General features: G+C 26.9%; 19 protein-coding genes. 14 read left to right on the top strand and 5 right to left on the bottom strand.

Features of this window, described 5'->3' with window-relative positions; translation table 11 throughout:
- Positions 1 to 21: 21 nt before the first annotated feature.
- From CINS_RS04740 to fliP, 4 genes are all read right to left on the bottom strand, one after another.
- Positions 22 to 2,256, bottom strand: coding sequence for an autotransporter outer membrane beta-barrel domain-containing protein (locus tag CINS_RS04740; RefSeq protein WP_039650305.1), 2,235 nt, complete (start codon positions 2,254 to 2,256; stop codon positions 22 to 24).
- 93 nt (positions 2,257 to 2,349) lie between these two features.
- On the bottom strand, positions 2,350 to 2,916 hold the full coding sequence (locus CINS_RS04735) for an anthranilate synthase component II (protein WP_039650304.1): 567 nt from the start codon (positions 2,914 to 2,916) through the stop codon (positions 2,350 to 2,352).
- A complete protein-coding gene (locus CINS_RS04730; protein ID WP_039650302.1) occupies positions 2,913 to 4,664 on the bottom strand; it encodes an aminodeoxychorismate synthase, component I (aminotransferase-4 domain-containing) in 1,752 nt (583 codons plus the stop codon). Before CINS_RS04730 ends, CINS_RS04735 begins: the two co-directional genes overlap by 4 nt.
- A 136-nt stretch (positions 4,665 to 4,800) precedes the next feature.
- The gene (gene fliP / locus CINS_RS04725) at positions 4,801 to 5,535 is read right to left on the bottom strand and encodes a flagellar type III secretion system pore protein FliP (protein WP_039650300.1); all 735 of its coding nucleotides are present in this window, start codon (positions 5,533 to 5,535) and stop codon (positions 4,801 to 4,803) included.
- 182 nt (positions 5,536 to 5,717) lie between these two features.
- Here fliP and glmU point away from each other — a divergent pair, with 182 nt between their 5' ends.
- Genes glmU through truA form a run of 7 tightly spaced genes read left to right on the top strand, consistent with a single transcriptional unit; the run spans position 5,718 to position 11,955 of the window.
- On the top strand, positions 5,718 to 7,010 hold the full coding sequence (glmU, locus tag CINS_RS04720; RefSeq protein WP_039650298.1) for a bifunctional UDP-N-acetylglucosamine diphosphorylase/glucosamine-1-phosphate N-acetyltransferase GlmU: 1,293 nt from the start codon (positions 5,718 to 5,720) through the stop codon (positions 7,008 to 7,010).
- Positions 7,007 to 8,170, top strand: coding sequence for a bifunctional phosphopantothenoylcysteine decarboxylase/phosphopantothenate--cysteine ligase CoaBC (coaBC, locus tag CINS_RS04715; protein WP_039650296.1), 1,164 nt, complete (start codon positions 7,007 to 7,009; stop codon positions 8,168 to 8,170). Before glmU ends, coaBC begins: the two co-directional genes overlap by 4 nt.
- A complete protein-coding gene (locus CINS_RS04710; protein WP_039650294.1) occupies positions 8,167 to 8,787 on the top strand; it encodes a hypothetical protein in 621 nt (206 codons plus the stop codon). Before coaBC ends, CINS_RS04710 begins: the two co-directional genes overlap by 4 nt.
- 3 nt (positions 8,788 to 8,790) lie before the next feature.
- Complete coding sequence (gene uppS, locus CINS_RS04705) at positions 8,791 to 9,459, top strand: polyprenyl diphosphate synthase (protein ID WP_039650292.1); 669 nt, start codon at positions 8,791 to 8,793, stop codon at positions 9,457 to 9,459.
- Positions 9,456 to 10,211 (top strand): prepilin peptidase, encoded by a 756-nt coding sequence (locus tag CINS_RS04700; RefSeq protein ID WP_052251977.1) that lies wholly within the window; start codon positions 9,456 to 9,458, stop codon positions 10,209 to 10,211. The genes uppS and CINS_RS04700 overlap by 4 nt, the downstream gene beginning before the upstream one ends.
- Complete coding sequence (locus tag CINS_RS04695; RefSeq protein WP_039650290.1) at positions 10,208 to 11,233, top strand: LptF/LptG family permease; 1,026 nt, start codon at positions 10,208 to 10,210, stop codon at positions 11,231 to 11,233. The genes CINS_RS04700 and CINS_RS04695 overlap by 4 nt, the downstream gene beginning before the upstream one ends.
- Positions 11,233 to 11,955, top strand: a complete 723-nt coding sequence (gene truA / locus CINS_RS04690; RefSeq protein ID WP_039650288.1) for a tRNA pseudouridine(38-40) synthase TruA — start codon at positions 11,233 to 11,235, stop codon at positions 11,953 to 11,955. Before CINS_RS04695 ends, truA begins: the two co-directional genes overlap by 1 nt.
- Here the strand turns inward: truA and CINS_RS04685 are convergent.
- On the bottom strand, positions 11,949 to 12,401 hold the full coding sequence (locus tag CINS_RS04685) for a methylated-DNA--[protein]-cysteine S-methyltransferase (RefSeq protein WP_039650286.1): 453 nt from the start codon (positions 12,399 to 12,401) through the stop codon (positions 11,949 to 11,951). The genes truA and CINS_RS04685 overlap by 7 nt on opposite strands.
- 91 nt (positions 12,402 to 12,492) lie before the next feature.
- Between CINS_RS04685 and CINS_RS04680 the strand changes: the two genes are divergently transcribed.
- The 7 genes from CINS_RS04680 (at position 12,493) to CINS_RS04645 (ending at position 20,206) form a co-directional block, all read left to right on the top strand.
- Entirely contained in the window at positions 12,493 to 13,740 is a 1,248-nt protein-coding gene (locus tag CINS_RS04680; RefSeq protein WP_052251976.1) for an ankyrin repeat domain-containing protein, read from the top strand.
- Positions 13,737 to 14,489, top strand: a complete 753-nt coding sequence (locus CINS_RS04675) for a short-chain dehydrogenase/reductase, subgroup 5 (RefSeq protein WP_039650285.1) — start codon at positions 13,737 to 13,739, stop codon at positions 14,487 to 14,489. The genes CINS_RS04680 and CINS_RS04675 overlap by 4 nt, the downstream gene beginning before the upstream one ends.
- 8 nt (positions 14,490 to 14,497) lie before the next feature.
- Positions 14,498 to 16,210: a Na+/H+ antiporter NhaC family protein gene (locus tag CINS_RS04670; protein WP_039650283.1), complete on the top strand. Its 1,713-nt coding sequence runs from the start codon at positions 14,498 to 14,500 to the stop codon at positions 16,208 to 16,210.
- The gene (gene trmA / locus CINS_RS04665) at positions 16,210 to 17,250 is read left to right on the top strand and encodes a tRNA (uridine(54)-C5)-methyltransferase TrmA (RefSeq protein ID WP_039650281.1); all 1,041 of its coding nucleotides are present in this window, start codon (positions 16,210 to 16,212) and stop codon (positions 17,248 to 17,250) included. The genes CINS_RS04670 and trmA overlap by 1 nt, the downstream gene beginning before the upstream one ends.
- A gap of 668 nt (positions 17,251 to 17,918) precedes the next feature.
- Positions 17,919 to 19,130: a threonine ammonia-lyase gene (ilvA, locus tag CINS_RS04655; RefSeq protein WP_039650276.1), complete on the top strand. Its 1,212-nt coding sequence runs from the start codon at positions 17,919 to 17,921 to the stop codon at positions 19,128 to 19,130.
- 23 nt (positions 19,131 to 19,153) lie between these two features.
- Positions 19,154 to 19,645, top strand: a complete 492-nt coding sequence (locus CINS_RS04650) for a PAS domain-containing protein (RefSeq protein WP_039650274.1) — start codon at positions 19,154 to 19,156, stop codon at positions 19,643 to 19,645.
- Positions 19,646 to 19,714: 69 nt separating this feature from the next.
- Positions 19,715 to 20,206, top strand: a complete 492-nt coding sequence (locus CINS_RS04645; protein ID WP_039650272.1) for a PAS domain-containing protein — start codon at positions 19,715 to 19,717, stop codon at positions 20,204 to 20,206.

Genomic DNA, 20,206 nt, shown 5'->3' with positions numbered 1-20,206 from the left:
ATGAGTTTTTAAAAAATATTTTTAGAATTTATATTTAAAACCTACTTGACCGCTTATATAAGTTTCATTTTTACCATCTGTTTTACCAGCTAGTATTTGTTTAGCTCCAATACCTGCATTTAAGCTAAATTGTTCACTAATATCAACATTACCACCAACGATGATTTGTCCATAAGTTTTTTTCTTATCATTTCCTTTTACGCTAGGTAATGTGACTCCATTTAAGCTTGCTACAAAATCATCGCCATTATTTATCACATATTGTTCTATTTTTGGAGTGATAAATAAATATGATTCTTCGCTCATATATTTTCTAAGTTCAGCTCCAAATTCTAATGAAATGGAATTGTTGCTAGCGCTACTCACATCTTTTCCTGCAATTCCATTTTCTTTATAGCTTGGAGTATGTGCGTAGTAGTAGTTTGCACCAGTAAAAGGTTTGACAAATAAAGTATTATCACTAAAATCAAAAACATATCCCATATTAGCACTCAAACCAAAGAATTTTCTATTAAAGTCAGCACTATTTGTAGTATTAAATCCTCTATTTACAATGTCTTGATCTGTTGGAGAAAATTGAGCGTAAGCTTTAACATTAACTTCTACTTTTGGACTTATGTAGATATTAGAATAAGCACCAAATTGGAAATTATCTGATTTTTGGGTTAAAAGATTATCTTTTATCTTAGCGTTTGCATAAGTAAAATAAGCACCAATAATAACATCATCGTTAATTTTTCTATCCATACCTATAGTGGCTCCATATAAAGCACCACTATCTCCATCTATGATGTTTGCACCGCCTATTATATTACCCCAAATGCTGTTATTATAATTATCAACATAATTTCCTCCATAATCATTAGTAGCAAATCTTATTTGAGATAATTTTGTAGCGTAATTTCCATAAGGGTTATTTAACATAGCTACACGAGAACCTATAGATACATCATTTGAAACATTAATAGTTGAGTTTATACCTGATGAGGCTTGATTTACATTTGAAATAGATTTAGCTGAATCTTTTATATCATTTGCTACTTGCTCCCCGACTTTATCAAATTTAATGTTGCCAATCGCGTTAAAATCCTTACCAAGAGTAAGTCCATCTAATATTTTAGAAACAAAGTTTTTATTAGAAGCTGAAACACTAGAATCATTTTTAATATAATCATCATTAGAGATTATTCCGCCTGACGTATTTTTAATCATCTCATCAATTTGCTGTATTTGTTTATCTAATTTTGCAATGGCTTCATCAATTTTATCTTTATTGCCATTTTCTTCTTCTTTTTTTAGATCTTTTTTTATTAGTTCTAGATATTTTTTATCACTCTCTAAGACTTTTTTATTGTCTAAGACATTTTTATTTGCACCACCACTAATTAAAAGCTTATTATCTTTAGTAGAAAGTTTGTAATCAACAAATTCTTTTACATCCATAGCTTTTGTATCTTCATAATCAAGTCCTAAGTCTTTGGTGCTCATGCCAACAATACTTTCCAAACTTTTACTTATATTTGCACTAGCTTTGTTTGAACTTGTTATATCTTTATTAAACCCTTCACTTGCACTCATAAAAACATAATTATTTAAAGCTAAATCACCAAAACTTGTTGTTCCTATGGAAAAGTTTGAATTTGTGATATTTGCTTTACCATTTACTTGTATGTGGTTTTGGCTTTTATTACCACCTATGGTGGCTAGAATAGATTTATCAGCTGTGAAATTTCCATTTATCTCAAGAGAGCCTTGTAGGCCATGTCCATCGGCGATGAAAATAGCTGAAGATTTCATATAATCAAAAACACCTTCTGTAGGCTCAGATGAACCTTTTATGCTAAAATCTCCATTTACGATAGATTTTCCATTCATGCTTTGAAATATCACATTAGTAGCTTCTGTTTTGTTGGCAGTAATGGTATAGTTTGATACAGCGGTAGATAAATTTCCACTTGAAATATTTTTAATAGTAAGATCATTAGAACCTAAATCAATGCTTACCGTCGCTAAGTCTTCATATCCTTCTTTAGCTATGCTATTAGGTAAATCTGTATCATTAATTTCAATAGTTAAATCACTATTGGTATGTTCTTTTTTTAGAGCAAAATGTTGCCCGTCGTTTGTTTCAAAATGTTTCTCCATACTACCATCACCATCTTTGATGGTAATTTTACTTGCTAAAGCATTGCTACTTAATAAAGCTCCAATGCTAAATCCTATTAAAACTTTACTTGCAAAGTAAGAAAGTTTCATCAATTATCTCCTTAAAATTAAAATGAAAAAAAGCATTATACCCCCCCCCATAAATTTAAATTTAAAGTAAATGAAAAAAATATAAATATTAGATTATTGCAAAGTAAGAAAGTTTTTAAGTAGCTTTTTGCCATTTTGACTTAAAATGGCTTCCGGATGAAATTGAATTCCGTAAATGTCGTATTTTTTATGTTTAATCGCCATAATGATACCATTTTCATCTGTTGCTAAAGTTTTACATTTTTTACCTGTATAACTTACATACAAAGAATGATATAGACAAATTTTAAAATTATTATTTAAATTTAAAAACAAAGGATTTGGAATAAAATCTATAGTTTTTATTTTACCATGAGTAGGATTTGGAAGTTTGGAAATTTTGCCACCAAAAGCATAGGCTATACATTGGTGTCCTAGACAAATTCCAAGAATTTTTTTATTTTTTTTAAAATACTTTATAGTCTTTAAACTTAACTTTGATTCTTTTGGAGAATTTGGTCCAGGAGAGATTAAAAGATGTGTGAAATTATATTTTTTTAATTTCTTAGGATGTTTAAATTGATCATTTTTTATAATTTTATATTTTATATTAAGTTCTTTTAAATAGAATGCAATAGTATAAGTAAAAGAATCATAGTTATCTATAATTAAAACTTTCACAAAATTACCTTTTTTAGACCTCTTAAGGAGTTGATAGCATAAATTTCTTTAGCGTTTAAAAGCTCATCTTTAGTGATATCTTTTTCTTTGATGAGCTTGTGTTTTAAAAGTGTTTGTCTATAAATACCATTTAGGCAGTTTTTAGCATAAGGAGTAAAATACTCATCATTTAAATTTATAATAATGTTGGTTCTTGAACCCTCACAAAGTAGACCTTGTTCGTCAAAAAAAACTATATCATAGCAAATATTTTCTTTCCATAGTTTAGCATTTGTATCATATATACTACGCAAAGAAGTCTTATGAAAATTTAAAAAATTGATTTTTAAGATATTATCACTAAGAAGTAGTTTATCGCTTGAATTTTCTTTTATATCAAAAAAATCAAACTCAAAAATTCCGTTTTTAAATAATTTTAATTTCAAAGCCTTTTTACTCTTTTGTAAAAAATTGCTTTTGCTAAAATAATGTTTATTTTTGAAAGTAAAATCATTGAAATTTTGTAGTGATATAAAATATTTTTTCTCATATTCTTGTGTTAAAATCGTTTTAAACTTATCTTTTAAATTTTTAGTATTAAAATTGAAAAAAGCAGCTGAATTCAAGATTCTTTGTAAGTGTTCTTTAAAAAATAAAATATAGCAATCCTCATAATACATTGTCTCAAATAAATAGAATTCATTTCTTAAAATTTTAGTTTTTAATTTTAATTCTTCAAATTCTTCATCTTTATTAGAGTCCCATACAAGACCACTTCCAACACCATATTTGAAAAAGTTTTCATTATTATTTTTTTCTATGGTTCTAATAGCTACGCTAAATTTAGTTTTTTCTTTGTGAATTAAACCTATAGCTCCGCAATAAATCCCCCTTTTTCTTTGTTCTAGTTTTTTTATAAATTTTATAGTTTCAATTTTTGGAGCACCTGTAATAGAACCACAAGGAAAAAGAGCTTTGAATATATCAAAATAATTTATATTTTTCTTTAATTTTCCGCTAACTTTAGAAATGAGTTGATGTAAAGTAGGATAAGATTTAACAATAAAAAGTTCGGTTTTTTGTGTATGTTTTACAATGAGCTTTGATAAGTCATTGCGTAATAAATCTACTATCATCACATTTTCACTAAGAGTTTTTTCATCGTTTTTTAAAAAATATTTGAATTTTTCATCTTCATTTTTTAATTTGGATCTTTTGATGGTGCCTTTCATGGGTTTAGTTGAGATGATATTATTTTTAATTTTGAAAAAAAGTTCAGGAGAAAATGAGGCAAGTTCTAAGAATTCATTTTTTATATATGCTTTAAATTGAGTATTTTGTTTAGGATAAAGACTAATAAAACTATTATAAAGATCAAGATTTGATTTAAAATGCAACTCTTGAGTCAAATTAACTTGATAGCTCTGACCTTTAGCTATAGCTTTTTTTACTTTATCAAAGTCAGTAAAATATTTTTTTTGATCTAAATCTTGGGTAAAGATAGGACAAAAATCTAAATTTTCATCTTTTTCACTAAATCTAATTTTTTCTCTAAAGGCTAAAAAATATACAAATGGTTCTTTACTTGTATAATTTTGTTTTTCCAAATATCTATAAAATTCGTATTTTACATAACCTAAAAAATAAAATTTATCTTTATTTTTTTCTATAATTTTAAATACTTTTTTGCTTTGTCTTTGGTTGTATGCTTGAAGCGTGAATGCAAGATTTTTATATAAAAAAGATCCAAAAATTCCAATTTTTTCCATAATGCTATACTAAAAATCTAAAGTTAATTAAATTTGTTATTGAATTCATATCTTGTTTTGAAAAACACTTATCACAAGGCAGATAAAAAATACCAAATAAAAAGATATATGCTAACACTTATAAATTTCACTTTAGTTAAGTTAAAAAACTTTTGACTAGATTTTGTATAAGTAAATTCCACCCATCTACTAAAACAAAAATAAGCAATTTAAAAGGCATAGAAATCATAACAGGAGGAAGCATCATCATACCCATAGCCATTAACACCGAACTTACAACCATATCGATAACTAAAAATGGTAAAAAGAGTAAAAATCCTATTTCAAATGCTGTTTTTAATTCACTAATCATAAAAGCAGGTACTAAAACTGTTAAGGGTACTTCATCTATAGTTTTTGGATTTTCCAAATTTCTAATTCTATAAAAAAGCGCTAAATCTTTTTCTCTAGTGTTTTTAAGCATAAAATCTTTAAAAGGTTTGACACTTTTAGCAAAAGCTTCTTCATAGCCAATTTTTTCCGCTATATATGGCTTTATTCCTTCGTTATATGATTTTGTAGCAACTGGTTCCATAATAAAAAAAGTTAAAATTAAAGCCATGGTTGCTAAAATAGTATTTGGTGGCATTGTTTGTGTACCTAAGGCAGTTCTTAGAAAAGAAAATACTACAATCAATCTTAAAAATGAAGTCATGATAAAAATAATAGTTGGAGCAAGTGCTAATATAGTTAAGACGATGATTATATTTAATGTTGTTACTAATTGTTGAGGAGTATTAGGTGCACTTAAACTTAAATTTACAGTTGGAATGGTTACTTCAGCACCCAAAAGCATTAAACTTGACAAAAACAATAACAACAAAGCTTTCAATTTCTTTCCTTAAGCTTAAAATAAGCCAGTATTTTAGCAATTTTACTCTTAAAAAATATAGAAAATTTAAGTTAAAATTGAAAGTTTATAGATAAAAATTTTTATATTTATCTTTTGAATAAAGATTATTTTTTTACTTTTGCTTGTTAAAATGAGAGTTATTTTTTTATAAAAGGTTTATTATGAAAATTTCTGTGCTTATTTTGGCTGCTGGACTTGGTACACGTATGAAATCACAAAATCCAAAAGTACTTCAAAAGATTTGCTCAAAAGCAATGATTTTGCATATTTTAAAACAAGCTTATAAAATCAGTGATGATGTATGTGTGGTGCTTTCTCATCAAAAAGAAAAGGTTGAACAAGTTGTTTTAGAGCATTTTCCAAATACACGCTTTTTAGAGCAAGATTTGCAAAATTTTCCAGGTACTGCAGGAGCTTTAAGGGGTTATGAAGGTAAGCATGAAAAAGTATTGATTTTATGTGGTGATATGCCTTTAATTAAGGCAGAGGATTTAGAAAAAATAGCTTTAAATGAAAGTGATTTTAATGTAGCTGTTTTTAGCGCTAAAGATCCAAAAAGTTATGGAAGAATAGTATTAAAAGAAAATAAAATTCAAAAAATAGTAGAAACAAAAGATGCAAACAAAGAAGAACTTGCTATAAACATTTGCAATAGCGGTGTTTATGCTATAAAAGTACAAATTTTAAAAGAAGTATTACCTTTGATAAAAAATGATAATAAAGCTAAAGAGTATTATTTAACCGACGCAGTATATTTAGCAAAGGAAAAAGGCTATGAAATCGATGCGGTGTTTGTAAATGAACAAGATTTTATGGGTGTTAATGATAAAGTAGAACTTTGCTTAGCTCAAGATCTTATGCAAGAAGCAATTAAAAAAGAATGGATGAAGCAAGGAGTGATTTTTCATATGCCTGCAACGACTTTTATTTCAGATGAGGTTGAGTTTATAGGCGAGTGTGAAGTGTATGAAAATGTGCGTATAGAGGGAAAATCAAAAATCATTAATTCAATTATCAAAAGTTCAAGTGTGATTGAAGATAGTATAGTAGAAAATAGCGATGTAGGACCTTTAGCACATTTACGTCCAAAATGTCAGCTTAAAAATACTCACATAGGAAATTTTGTAGAGTGTAAAAATGCATTATTAAATGGAGTAAAAGCAGGACATTTGAGTTATTTGGGGGATTGTGAGATAGATGAGGGAACTAATATCGGTTGTGGTACTATCACTTGTAATTATGATGGAATTAAAAAACATAAGACTAAAATAGGAAAAAATGTATTTGTTGGATCAGATACGCAGTTTATAGCTCCAATTAATATAGAAGATGAAGTTATTATAGCTGCGGGAAGTACAGTTTATAAAGATGTCAATAAAGGTTCTTTATATATTAATAGAGCGAAAGCTGAAGTTAAAAAAGAATTTTTTTATCAAAAATTAGGAAAAAAATGAAAACAGTTTTGCTAGCAATTAGTGGAAGTATAGCATTTTATAAAGCTTACGAACTTATTTCTTTATTTAAAAAAGAAGAATTTAGAGTAAAAGTTTTACTTTCTAAGGGTGCATTAAATTTTGCTAGCAAGATGAGTTTTGAGGCTTTAGCTGATGAGGTTTTGTGCGAGGAAAACGAAAGTTGGAATAATTTTAATAATCACATTGCTTTTAGTAAAGATTGTGATGTCGTAGTTTTTGCGCCTGCTAGTATAAATTCTATTAATAAATTTTCTCAAGGTATAGCGGATAATTTGTTTATTCAAACCTTGATTGCAGTAGATAAATCAAAATCTTTTATAATAGCTCCTGCAGCTAATACGAATATGTATTTACATTTTAGCGTTCAAAAGTCCTTGAAATTACTTAAGGAAAATGGATATATTATTATTGATCCTATTGTAAAGACATTAGCTTGTAAAGATGAAGGTATAGGGGCTTTGGCTGAAATAAAAGATATTTTTAATATTACCAAAAGAGAGCTTTTAAAAGAGAAATTTTGGTGTACTCAAAATATAATTGTTACAGGTGGAGGAACGCGAGAAAAAATAGACGATGTGCGTTGTATAAGTAATTTTTCAAGTGGAAAAATGGCAAAAGCTATAGCTGATGCGTGCTATTTTTTGGGTGCTAATGTAAAATTATTTAGTTCTATCAATTTTGATACACTTTATGAGCTTTATGAATTTGAAAGTTCAAAAGATTTAAAAGAACTTTTAAATGATAATTTAGAAAATGATTTTTTAGTGATGGTAGCAGCGGTAAGCGATTTTATACCAAAAATCATAAAAGGAAAAATTAAAAAAGAAGAATATCTAGAAGGTTTAGATCTACATCTAAAATTAAATGAGGATTTGCTTAAAAATTGTAATTTTAAAGGCAAAAAAATAGGCTTTAAAATGGAATATGATAAAATTTGTGCCGTGGAAAATGCTAAGAAATCTTTGCTAGATAAAAATTTAGATATGATTTGTTTGAATATTTTAGATGAAGATATGGAATTTGGAAGTGATGAAAATCGTATTAGCTTTATAACTAAAGGACAAATATTTCAAAGTCAAAAAATGAGTAAAGAAAAACTTGCTTTTGTTTTAATGCAAGAAATGAGTAAGCTCCAATGAATATTATAAATTCAACCTTGCCTGTAAAAATGCAAATTCTGGAAAAAAGATCATATAATCGCTATGTTTTACTTTTGAATACTAAAAAGCTTGAAACAAAGAGCATGATAGATCTTGAAGTTGGACAAGAATATTTAGCTGAAGTTTATGAAGACAAGGGAGTAATTTCCTTTAAAAATCTTTTAAAAAAACCTAATATAAAACTTTTTGATGGTGGAATTTCTATTATAGAAAGGCTTTTAAAAGATGCAGATGAAGATTTGTGGTATAAAAATCATATAGTTCAAAAAATTATTGAGAGTAAAAATGCTTACGAATACGAGATTTACAAAGAAATGTTTTTTGCTTTTTTTGAAAAAATTTACCATATTCCTTTTGTTTATAATTCACAAAGAGCTTTATTTGAAGCCAAAAAAAATGGAAAAGACGTGGAAGTTTATTTATATTTAGAGATTTTTGGTGCCTTAAAAATTTATATTAGCGAAGGTAAAATAGTGCGTATTCAAACTCCTTTTGCGAAAGTAGCGCAATTTTTACACGAATATTTTAACTTTGAAATAGTGTCTACTTTATCCCCTATGTTCGTATTTAAGAGATTGATGGATATAAAGGGTTAATAAATGAATAAATTAAAGCATCTAGCTGTAGTTATGGATGGGAATCGAAGATGGGCTAGAAAAAATGGTTTATTGGAAAAAATTGGCTATAAACAAGGCGCTAAAATAGTAGAAGAAATTATAGAAGTTTGTATAGAAGAACAAATTGAAAATTTAACTCTTTATGCTTTTAGTACTGAGAATTGGCAAAGACCTAAAGAAGAAGTGGATTTTCTTTTTAAATTGTTAGAGAAATATCTTGATGAATCTTTGCCTCAATTTATTATGAATGAGGTGCGCTTTAGGGCTATAGGGAATTTTGACCTTTTGGATGATTTTATTTTACAGAAAATAAAGAAATTTGAAGATCAAACTAAGGATTACTCTAAATTATGTGTTAATTTGGCTATTTCTTATGGATCTAAAGATGAAATAGTGAGAGCTGTAAAAAAGATTATTGAAAAAAAACTTGAAATCACTGAAGAAAATATTCAAGCAAATTTAGATTTAAGTGAAGATGTAGATTTGTTTTTAAGAGTGGGTAGTGCTAAGAGAATTTCAAATTTTTTATTATGGCAATCAAGTTATGCTGAAATTCATTTTAGTCCAACACTTTTTCCTGCTTTAACTAAGAAAGAATTTAATTCTATTATCAATGATTTTAAAAAACGCAAAAGAACTTTTGGTAAATGATTTTTTTTATTTTACTAGGACTTAGTATAGGCTCTTTTGTTAATGTGGTTATTTTTAGAAAAATATATAATCAAAGCATTATAAATCCTAGGTCTCATTGTTTAAAATGTAATAAAACTTTAAAAATTTTTCATTTAATACCTTTAATTTCTTTCATTTTGCTAAAAGGAAAGTGTTCTTTTTGTAGAGAGAGAATTTCTGTTATTTATCCATTAAATGAATTTTTTTGCGCTTGCTTGTTTGCACTATCTTTTTTGCTTTATGGAGATGATATTTTTAAAGTTTTAATTTTTTCATTAATTTTGAGTATATTTTTAATACTTTCTTGGATGGATTATTATTTTAAAGCAGTTAGTGAAATTTGGCTTTGGGTGTTGTTTGCTTTAGCTTTTATTTTTGATTTTATTTCTTCTAAAAATGTTATAAATATCTTAAATTTTGAGGAAAATTTTATATTTAAAGCTTGTTTTGGCGCCGGATTAATGTTTTTATTAAAAAGTTTTATTAATTTTATAAAAAATTTTCAAAAAAAAGATGAAATTTTGGAGAGTTTAGGAGAGGGTGATGTTATAATCATAGCTTCTATTTTTGGCATTTTTGATTATAAAGCAGCTTTTTTAATCTTATTTATTGCTTCTTTACTCAGTTTAATTTTATTTATCAAAATAGCTAAAAAAGATTATCAAATGCCTATGATTCCTTTTTTGTTTATAGCGATTTTGCTACATTTTAGCATAGAAAGTTGGATATGAAATTAGTTTATAAGTATTTATTAAATCAATTTTTAAACACGATGTTGTCTTTGTTTTTTACTTTATTTGTTATTGTGTCGATTATTTTTTTTATTCAACTTGCAAATATTACTTCTTATGTTGAAATTACTATTGTAGAATTATTCCAGTTATATATATATTTGCTACCAAAAACTTTGGCATTTACTTTACCTATTTCTTTTTTCATAGCTTTAACTTTAAGTTTTTATAGACTATCTAGAGAGAATGAAAGTATAGTTTTATTCACCCTAGGAATTTCGCCAAAAATTATTGCGATTTTTTTTATGAAAATAGCTGGGATTATAAGTGCTTTTATGTTGGTGGTAGTTTTAATTTTTATACCTATATCGTTTGAACTTTTTGATAATTTCATAGATTATAAAAAAATTAGTACAAAAATTAATATCAAAACTGGGGAATTTGGTCAAAAATATGGCGATTGGCTTATATTTGTTGATGAAAAAAATGCTGATAATATTTATAAAAATATTATTATGTATCATCCTAAAAAAAAGCCTGATGATAAAGAACAAATTATATTGGCTAAAGAAGGAAAATTGGAGAATCAAGAAGGTTATGTTTCATTTAAACTTGATGAGGGTAAGGCGTATGAGATAAAAAATGATAATTGGCATATTTCTAGTTTTAAAAATTTATTAATTAAAAATAAAATTTATTCTAAAGAATTAAGTGTTAAAAATTTTTATGATTATTGGTCTGATTTAAATACTCGTAAGGAAAAGGCAAAAGAATTTGTTATATATACGCTTATAGCACTTTTTCCGCTTGCTAGTACCTTGTTTGCTCTTTCCTTTGGTATAGTGACTTATCGTTATGAAAAAGGTTTTGCTTATTTGGGTATTTTTTCTGTTATTTTTGTATATTTTAGTTTATTAATTAGTTTTTATAGACCTCCTTTAATAGTTGTAGGTATAATTTTTGTAAGTTTTTTAATAGTTTCTATAATTTATTTTAGAAAAAAAATCTTAAGTAGATACTAATGCTTGTAAAATTAACTTTTTCTTATGATGGTTCTAAATTTCAAGGTTCAGCAAGTCAACCTCATAAAAATACCGTCCAAGATAAACTTGCGCAAGTATTAGGCCATCTTGGAATTTATGAGAAAATTTTATTTGCTTCAAGGACAGATAAAGGTGTACATGCTACTAATGCAGTTGCTAGTGTTGAGATTGATGAATATTTTCGTGATTTTGTGTATTTAAAAAACAAAATTAATTATTTTGCACATCCTTATATACATGTTAAAAATATTCAACAAATACCACAAACTTTTCAAGTTCGTTTTGATGTGAAAAAAAGGAAGTATTATTATGTGCTTTTTCATGGAAACTATAATCCTTTTTTAGCTTCTTATGTTCATTTTTATCCAAAGATAGATTTAAATTTAGCATCTAAGATTATTTCAATATTTGAAGGTGAACATGATTTTAAATTTTTTCAAAAAGAAGGATCAAATAATAAAACAACAATAAGAAAAATTTACAAAAGTAAGGTTTTTTCTTATAAAGACTATAGTATATTTTCTTTTGAAGCTAATGGTTTTTTAAGATCACAAATTAGAATGATGATGGCTGGAATTTTTAAAGTTTTAGAAACTAAAATTAGTCAAGATAATCTTAAAGAACAAATTGATACCAAAAAAATACATACTAGATTATTGGCACCTTCTAGTGGTTTATATTTAAGTAAAATTATTTATTGATCTTTTTCAAGTTCAAGTAAAAATTTCTTTATAAATATTCCATCTGCATATCCTCCTATGCAGTTTTTAGCTAGAACTCTATGACACGGTATAAAAATAGCAATTTTATTTGTAGCATTTGCATTACCAACAGCTCTGTATGCCTTGGGATGATTAATTATTAAAGCTATTTCTTTATAGGTTTTTGTATGACCAAATGGTATATTCATTAGTGCGCGATAAACGTTTTGCTCGAATTTACTTCCTTGTATTAATAATGGAGTTTTAAAGACTGATAATTTTTTAGAAAAATATAAATCTAACTCTTTTTGGGCTAAATTTAATATAGGACAATTGTTGTTTTCAAGGTGTAGTTTTTTATCTATGAAATGCAGATTTGTCAATTTTTTGCCATTACTTTGTAAAAGTATATAAGATACATCGGACGAATAAATACTTTGATACATTTTTAATCCTAACTCATAAAATAATTAATTGTTATTAAAGCAAAAATTTAGCTAAAATGTCGATTTATTTCGAAATTTTTAAGGATAATATTTGAGATTTTTAATTTTAAGTTTTATATTTTGTTTTCAAATTTTTGCTTTAGAGTATAGTTGTGATTATTTAAAAGAGAAGAAAACGAATTTTTTCAAAGATTTTAGTCCACAGAATATGGAAGATTATTCGCAGGTTGATTTAAATTGTCAGTTTTCTTTAAAAAATAGTGAAATTACCAATAAACTTTACATGCTTGCAAATGAAATTAGGGGTAGTAATAGCGCATGTGTAGGTGCGGAATATTTTAGTGATCTTAGAAAATTTGATTTTTTGCTTTTAAAAATCGCATTAGATCCTATGAGCTATCAAGTAAGCTTGCAAGATGCTAATAGTTTGGAAAAGAAGTTTGCAAAGCTAAAAGCTTATTTTAGGTTTTGGGCTTATCAAAGTGTAGGTAATTTTAAACTTTATAAGGATTTTTGGAAAGCTTATAATGATGCGATTAATCCACTTACAATGTATTTTTATAAAAATTTCAAAATGGATAAAGCTAGTGCTGTTTATTTTGCAAGTAGTGCTTTGAATGAATTTTTAAATTGGGCTGTTGGTGAAACTAAAATTTTCAAAGATATTTCTGATTTTGAAAAATTTATTGCAAATCCGCATAATTCATTGGATCAAATTCGAGAATATATTTATGTAAATAAACTTAATGCTTTAGAGTTAAATAATGGTTTTAAGTCTGCTTTATTAAACAATAAAAACACAGAGATTATTGCTGAATTTATTAAGCTTGGTGTGAAATTAAATGAAGGCTATGAATCAGCTTTATTTTATGCTTTGGGTAATTATGATAATGTTAAATTGCTTTTAGAAAGTGGCGCTGAGGTTGATTATAAAAATTCCTTCGGCAAAACACCTTTATTTTATGCTGTTGAATATAGTAATTACGAAGTTTCCAAACTTTTGATTGAAAATGGTGCAAATGTTAATCAAAAATACATCAATGATAATGAAAAACTTTCTGTGACCAGCGTTGGTGCTAATACCCCTTATTATATCACTTTGTGTGCATTAGAGCATACTTCTAAAAATATATTTATGCATGCTGCAAATTATTCTGATGTCAAAATGCTAAAACTACTTGTTAATTATGGAGTAAAAATTAACGAGATAGATGATTTAGGTTTTAATGCTTTAGATTTTGCCTTACTTGCTAAAAATAGTGAAAATGTAAAATATTTAAAAGAAATAGGGTTGAAAGAAAATGAAAATTTGGTCATCTATGAGGAAATTTCGCCATGAAAACTGCATTAATTACAGGTGCTAGTTCGGGTATTGGTTTAGAAACTTTAAAAGCATTAATTGAGCTTGACTATAAAGTTGTAGCTATAGCGCGTCGTAAAGAGAGATTAGAAAGAATTCAACAACAATTTCAAGATAAAGTTTTTTCAATTGTTGTAGATGTAAAAGACAAAGATACAGTATTTGATGCTGTGCAAAATTTACCATCATGTTGGAAAGATATTTCTTTGCTTGTAAATAATGCAGGGCTTGCTTTAGGACTTGAAGATTTTAGTCAATTAAGTATTGATGATATTGAAAATATGGTAGATACAAACGTAAAAGGATTTTTGTATATTGCAAAAGCAGTGCTACCTTTGCTAAAAAGAAACAAAAATGCTCATATTATTAATTTGGGCTCTATAGCGGCAAATGTTCCCTATTATGGTGGAAATGTATATTGTGGTACCAAAGCTTTTGTAGCACAATTTTCTAGGGCTTTAAGAACTGATTTACGTGGTACAAATATAAAAGTAACAAATATTGCTCCTGGACTTTGTAAGACTGAATTTAGTGAAGTAAGGTTTAAAGGTAACAAACACAAAGCAGAAGAAATTTACAAAAATACTAAATATATCACAGCTCAAGATATAGCAAGAGTTATTTCTTTCATAATTACACTACCTGAGCACATTAATATCAATGAAATTGAATTGATGCCAGTGACCCAAACTTGGGCTGGAACTTTTAGCGAAAAAATTTACAATTAAGGAAAAATATGAAGTTGTTTTGTTTATTATTAGCTCCTCTTTTTGTATTTGCTGATGCACAAAGTAATGCAGAACTTTTCGGAGCTTGGACTCTTTTACCACCTATTGTGGCTATTATATTAGCTTTTGTAACAAAAGATGTAGTATTATCTTTATTCTTAGGTGCATTAAGTGGAACCTTTATGTTAGGACTTATTGAAAATAGTGTTTATCAAGCTATTATTGCTTCTTTTACAGGATTTATCAATAAAGTTGTAAACGCTATGGCAAGTCCTGGTAATGCAGGAATTTTGTTGCAAGTTTTAACTATAGGTGGTGTGGTTGCTTTAATCACAAAAACTGGAGGTACAAAAGCTGTTGCGCTTTGGTTATCAACTAAAGCAAAACAAGCTAAAAGTTCTCAGTTTGCTACTTGGTGTATGGGGATATTTATATTTTTTGATGATTATGCCAACTCTTTAATTGTAGGACCTATTATGCGTCCTGTTACTGATAAATTTAAGGTAAGCCGCGAAAAACTTGCTTTTATTATGGACGCAACTGCGGCACCAATTACTGGTTTGGCTATTATTTCAACTTGGATTGGTCTTGAAATTTCTTTAATTCGTAGTGGCTATGATTTAATTGATGATGCAACTTTAACACATTTAGGTATTATTAGAGAAGAAATCAACGCTTTTGAAATTTTTGTACAAACTTTACCATATAGGTTTTACAATCTTTTTATGTTAATTTTTGTACTTTTGACTATTTACACTGGTAGGGAATTTGGCCCTATGCTAAAAGCAGAGCTTAGAGCAAGATCGGGTAAGTTTTCTCATGGATACGAACAAATTGATAATATAGAAGATAAAGTTTTAGAACCAAAAGAACATATAAAACTACAAGCTTCTAATGCAATAATTCCTCTATTTGTTTTAATAGCATTTTCTTTTATTGGATTTTATTTTAGTGGATATAACGCAATTGAAGATACTACTTTAAAAGCACAAATTGATGCTATGCCTTTAAGTTTATTTGCTTTTAGGGAAACTTTTGGAGCAGCAGATGCCTCTATAGTTTTATTTCAAGCAGCATTGCTAGCAACTATTGTAGCTATAATTTTGGGTATATATAGAAAGATTTTCAACCTTAAAGAAGCTATTGCTATTTGGACTCATGGATGGAGAACCATGATTATGACAGTGATTATTTTACTTTGTGCTTGGTCTCTTGCTTCTGTGATTAAAGATTTGGGAACTTCAAAGTATTTAATTGATTTATTTTCAGATAAAACACCTATTTATCTATTACCAACAGCTATTTTTATTTTTGCTTCAATTATTTCTTTTTCAACCGGTACTAGTTATGGAACTATGGGTATATTGATGCCTTTAGCTATTCCTTTAGCTATGGCTGTTGGGGTACATAATAATTTAGATGGAATAGAACTTCATCAATATATGGTTATTAATATTTCAGGTGTTTTAACGGGTGCGATTTTTGGAGATCATTGTTCTCCAATTTCTGACACTACTATACTTTCTTCTATGGGAAGTAAATGTGATCTTTTAGCTCATGTTAGCACTCAAATGCCTTACGCTTTAAGTGTTTGTGCTATAAGTATACTTTGTGGCTATTTACCAGTAGCCTTAGGATTAAATGTTTGGTTAGGATTGTTATTGGGTATTGTTGCAATGGGTATTTTACTTCTTATGGTGGGTAAAAAGGTTGATGCTTAATGCATTTTGAAGAAAAAATTATTTTAAATAAAGCATTGTTTTCATCATTATTTAATGGTGAAATTCAATGTTTTAATTCTCCATCTAGTGCTTACAGAACTAGAGCTGAATTTTCTATATATCATGATGAAAATAATAAAATTCATTATGCTATGCATGAGAATAAAAAGAAAATTCCTATTCAAAAATTTGAAAAAGCAGAAAAAGTAATTCAAGAATTTATGCCTATATTATTAGAAAATATAAATGAAAAATTAGCACATAAGCTTTTTGGGATTGAATTTTTATCTACAAAATTAGATTTAAGTGTAACCTTGCTTTATCATAAAAATATAGAAGAAATTTTCGAGGATTTAAAAAAATTATCATGTGATCTAAATATTAAACTCATAGCTAGAAGTAAAGGTAAAAAAATTGTTTTTAATGGAGAAAATTTAAGACAAGAACTTGATATTAATGGTAAAAAAATATTTTATGAATTTAACAATGAGTGTTTTATTCAACCTAATACTTACATTAATGAAAAGATGATTGAATGGGTTTTATCTTGTATAAAAAAAGATGAGAAGAAAGATTTATTAGAGCTTTATTGTGGCTATGGGAATTTTACTATTGCATTAGCTAGTAATTTTAACGAAATTCTAGCAACTGAAATTTCTAAAAAAAATATAGAATTTGCTTTGCGAAATTGTATTTTAAATGATATTTCAAATATCAGTTTTGTTAGGCTTTCTAGTGAAGAATTAAGTCAAGCTTTTGAAAAACAGCGAGAATTTAATCGTTTGAAAAATATAAATCTTGATACATTTAACATATCGCATGTTTTGGTAGATCCTCCTAGAGCCGGATTAGATGAAAATGTTATAAAGCTTATTAATAAATTTCAAAATATTATTTATATTTCATGTAATCCAATCACTTTAAAAAATGATCTTGAAATTTTATGTAATACCCATAAAATAATACAATTTGCTTTTTTTGATCAATTTGCTGGTACTCCTCATCTTGAGTGTGGTATTTATTTAAAAAAATATCATTAAATGGCAATATAAAACATTAATTTTGCACATATTATTATTATTATGGTAAAAATAAATATTATAGGATGAATATTTTTATGTAGAGGATTTTGTTTTTTTAATATTATTTTATAAAATAGTGAAAATAATATTAGTATAAAAATACATAAAGCAAAAAATATTTTAGTTATAAAAAGCCAATTCAAAAGATTTAGGTGGAAATAAGCTAAGTATAAACCACTGATAAATAAAATTAACACGATACATGGCATTATTTTAAATGCATTGTTTATATTAAGGATGGTGTTTTTTTTAGAATATTTTAAAAAAAATATATCAGTAAATAAAAATCCTACAAAAAAAATAGCACAAAATAAATGTAAAATTAAAACATAGGGATAAATATTAAGCATAAATAAAACCTTATATAATATTTTTTCTAAATTTTACAATATTTTAATTGATAAAATTATTGATTTGTGTTAAATATATCTTTGTTGATCTAAAAAATAAGTTGTGATAAATTATAGATTTAATGAAAACTGCATTATTAGTGAAAATATAATCTAATATTTTAAACAATTTTTTTGGTAACTTTGAAAATATTAAAATTTTTATGAAAGTACTAAAATTTATATAGTTCGTATGAAATAAATATGTTAAAATAAAATTAGAACAAAGGAAAAGTAATGATAGAACTAAATAAAATTTATCAAGCAAAACAAAAAATATCTGAATTTATTCTAAAAACACCTTTTGTTCATTCTTCTTTTTTGAGTGATTTTTTACATACTGATATTTTTTTAAAATGTGAAAATTTACAAAAGACTGGAGCATATAAAATACGAGGTGCTTATAATGCTATAGCAAATTTAAGTGAAAAACAAAAGGCTCAAGGAGTTATTGCAGCAAGTGCTGGAAATCACGCTCAAGGAGTAGCTATAAGTGCTAAAAAATTTGGCATTAAAGCAGTAATAGTTATGCCTGAAGCTACTCCACTTTTAAAAGTGAGTGCAACTAAAAATTTAGATGCTCAAGTAATCCTTAAGGGTAATAATTTTGATGAAGCTTACGCTTTTGCTTTAGATTATGTTAAACAGTATAATCTAAATTTTATTCATCCTTTTGAAGATGAAAATATCATAGCAGGACAAGGAACCTTAATGCTTGAAATGCTTGATGAAGCGAGTGATTTAGATATGATTTTGGTTCCTGTTGGAGGAGGAGGATTAATTAGTGGTATTGCTAGTGCTGCAAAACAAATTAATCCGGATATAAAAATAGTTGGAGTTAGTGCAAAAGGTGCTCCTGCAATGTTTGAAAGTTTTCATAGTAAAAATATTATAAATTCAAAATCCGTAAGAACTATTGCTGATGGTATAGCTGTTAGAGATGTTAATAAAATTAATTTTAACATTATAGTTGAATGTGTAGATGAATTTATACAAGTTGATGATGAAGAAATTGCGAATGCTGTGTTGTATTTACTTGAAAAACATAAGATGATAGTTGAGGGGGCTGGAGCATCTACAATTGCTGCTCTTTTGCATAAAAAAGTAAATTTGGATAAATGTAAAAAAGTGGGTGTTGTATTAAGTGGTGGAAATATAGATGTGCAAATGTTAAACATTATTATAGAAAAAGGTCTATTTAAATCTTTTAGAAAAATGTGTATTAATGTGACATTAGTGGATAAGCCTGGAGCTTTAACAGCTTTAAGCGATACTATTAAAGAGGCTAATGCGAATATAATAAAAATTGATTATGATAGGTTTTCTACTAAATTAGACTATGGTGATGCTATGATTTCTATCACCTTAGAAACTAAAGGGATGGAGCACCAAGAGTTAGTTAGAAAAATACTTTTTGAAAAAGGTTTTCATTTTAGTGAAATTTCATAAAATATTTTAATTAGGGTTAATTTATGGAAAAAGAGATTATTTTAGAGTCTAATACTCTGATAACTTCAAAAACGGATTTAAAAGGTAATATAATCTATGCAAATAGTTATTTTTTAAAATATGCAGGTTATCAAATGGGTGAAATTTTATATAAACCACATAATATAGTTCGTCATCCTGATATGCCAAGAACGGTGTTTAAATATTTGTGGAATTACATACAAGAGGGAAAAGAAATCTTTGCTTTTGTAAAAAATAAAACAAAATTTAATGATTATTATTGGGTTTTTGCTAATGTAACTGCTTCTTTTGATCAAAAAGGGAATATTATTAATTATTATTCTGTGAGACGAAAGCCAAAAAAAGAAGCGGTTGATACAATAAAAGAAGTTTATAAAACACTTTTAAAAGCTGAACAAAATGGCGGTATCAAAGCAGGTATTGAGGAATTAGTAAAGATCGTTAATTCATATAAAATGAGTTATAATCAATTAATTCTTGAACTTCAGGCATAATTTTAAGATGGTATTTTGTTTTAATTTTATATAATATAAAAATTATCTTATTAAAATTAAAGGAGTTAAATGTCTCAAGAAAGAGTTTTAAATTCAGATACTTTGATAACATCAAAAACCAATTTAAGAGGTGAAATTATTTATGCAAATGATGATTTTTTAAAATATTCTGATTATTCTATAAAGGAAGTTCTTTATAAACCGCATAGCTTAATGCGTCATCCTGATATGCCAAGAACGGTGTTTAAATATTTGTGGAATTACATACAAGAGGGAAAAGAAATCTTTGCTTTTGTAAAAAATAAAACAAAATTTAATGATTATTATTGGGTTTTTGCTAATGTAACTGCTTCTTTTGATCAAAAAGGGAATATTATTAATTATTATTCTGTGAGACGAAAGCCAAAAAAAGAAGCGGTTGATACAATAAAAGAAGTTTATAAAACACTTTTAAAAGCTGAGAAAGATGGTGGTATCAAAGCAGGTATTGAAGAGCTTCAAAATATAATGAAATCTCATAGTATGACATACAATCAATTGATGCTTGCATTACAAAAATAA

It is taken from the genome of Campylobacter insulaenigrae NCTC 12927 (assembly GCF_000816185.1).
In the GTDB taxonomy this organism is placed as follows: Bacteria; Campylobacterota; Campylobacteria; order Campylobacterales; family Campylobacteraceae; genus Campylobacter_D; species Campylobacter_D insulaenigrae.
The sequence above is the reverse complement of the archived record's forward strand: the minus strand, read 5'-3'. Positions and strand labels throughout refer to the sequence as shown.

Excerpts from the sequence above, each read along its gene's own strand:
- CINS_RS04740 (WP_039650305.1), bottom strand. The coding sequence starts at position 2,256 with ATGAAACTTTCTTACTTTGCAAGTAAAGTTTTAATAGGATTTAGCATT.
- CINS_RS04730 (WP_039650302.1), bottom strand. The coding sequence starts at position 4,664 with ATGGAAAAAATTGGAATTTTTGGATCTTTTTTATATAAAAATCTTGCA.
- glmU (WP_039650298.1), top strand. The coding sequence starts at position 5,718 with ATGAAAATTTCTGTGCTTATTTTGGCTGCTGGACTTGGTACACGTATG.
- coaBC (WP_039650296.1), top strand. The coding sequence starts at position 7,007 with ATGAAAACAGTTTTGCTAGCAATTAGTGGAAGTATAGCATTTTATAAA.
- CINS_RS04710 (WP_039650294.1), top strand. The coding sequence starts at position 8,167 with ATGAATATTATAAATTCAACCTTGCCTGTAAAAATGCAAATTCTGGAA.
- uppS (WP_039650292.1), top strand. The coding sequence starts at position 8,791 with ATGAATAAATTAAAGCATCTAGCTGTAGTTATGGATGGGAATCGAAGA.
- CINS_RS04700 (WP_052251977.1), top strand. The coding sequence starts at position 9,456 with ATGATTTTTTTTATTTTACTAGGACTTAGTATAGGCTCTTTTGTTAAT.
- CINS_RS04695 (WP_039650290.1), top strand. The coding sequence starts at position 10,208 with ATGAAATTAGTTTATAAGTATTTATTAAATCAATTTTTAAACACGATG.
- truA (WP_039650288.1), top strand. The coding sequence starts at position 11,233 with ATGCTTGTAAAATTAACTTTTTCTTATGATGGTTCTAAATTTCAAGGT.
- CINS_RS04685 (WP_039650286.1), bottom strand. The coding sequence starts at position 12,401 with ATGTATCAAAGTATTTATTCGTCCGATGTATCTTATATACTTTTACAA.
- CINS_RS04675 (WP_039650285.1), top strand. The coding sequence starts at position 13,737 with ATGAAAACTGCATTAATTACAGGTGCTAGTTCGGGTATTGGTTTAGAA.
- CINS_RS04670 (WP_039650283.1), top strand. The coding sequence starts at position 14,498 with ATGAAGTTGTTTTGTTTATTATTAGCTCCTCTTTTTGTATTTGCTGAT.
- trmA (WP_039650281.1), top strand. The coding sequence starts at position 16,210 with ATGCATTTTGAAGAAAAAATTATTTTAAATAAAGCATTGTTTTCATCA.
- ilvA (WP_039650276.1), top strand. The coding sequence starts at position 17,919 with ATGATAGAACTAAATAAAATTTATCAAGCAAAACAAAAAATATCTGAA.
- CINS_RS04650 (WP_039650274.1), top strand. The coding sequence starts at position 19,154 with ATGGAAAAAGAGATTATTTTAGAGTCTAATACTCTGATAACTTCAAAA.
- CINS_RS04645 (WP_039650272.1), top strand. The coding sequence starts at position 19,715 with ATGTCTCAAGAAAGAGTTTTAAATTCAGATACTTTGATAACATCAAAA.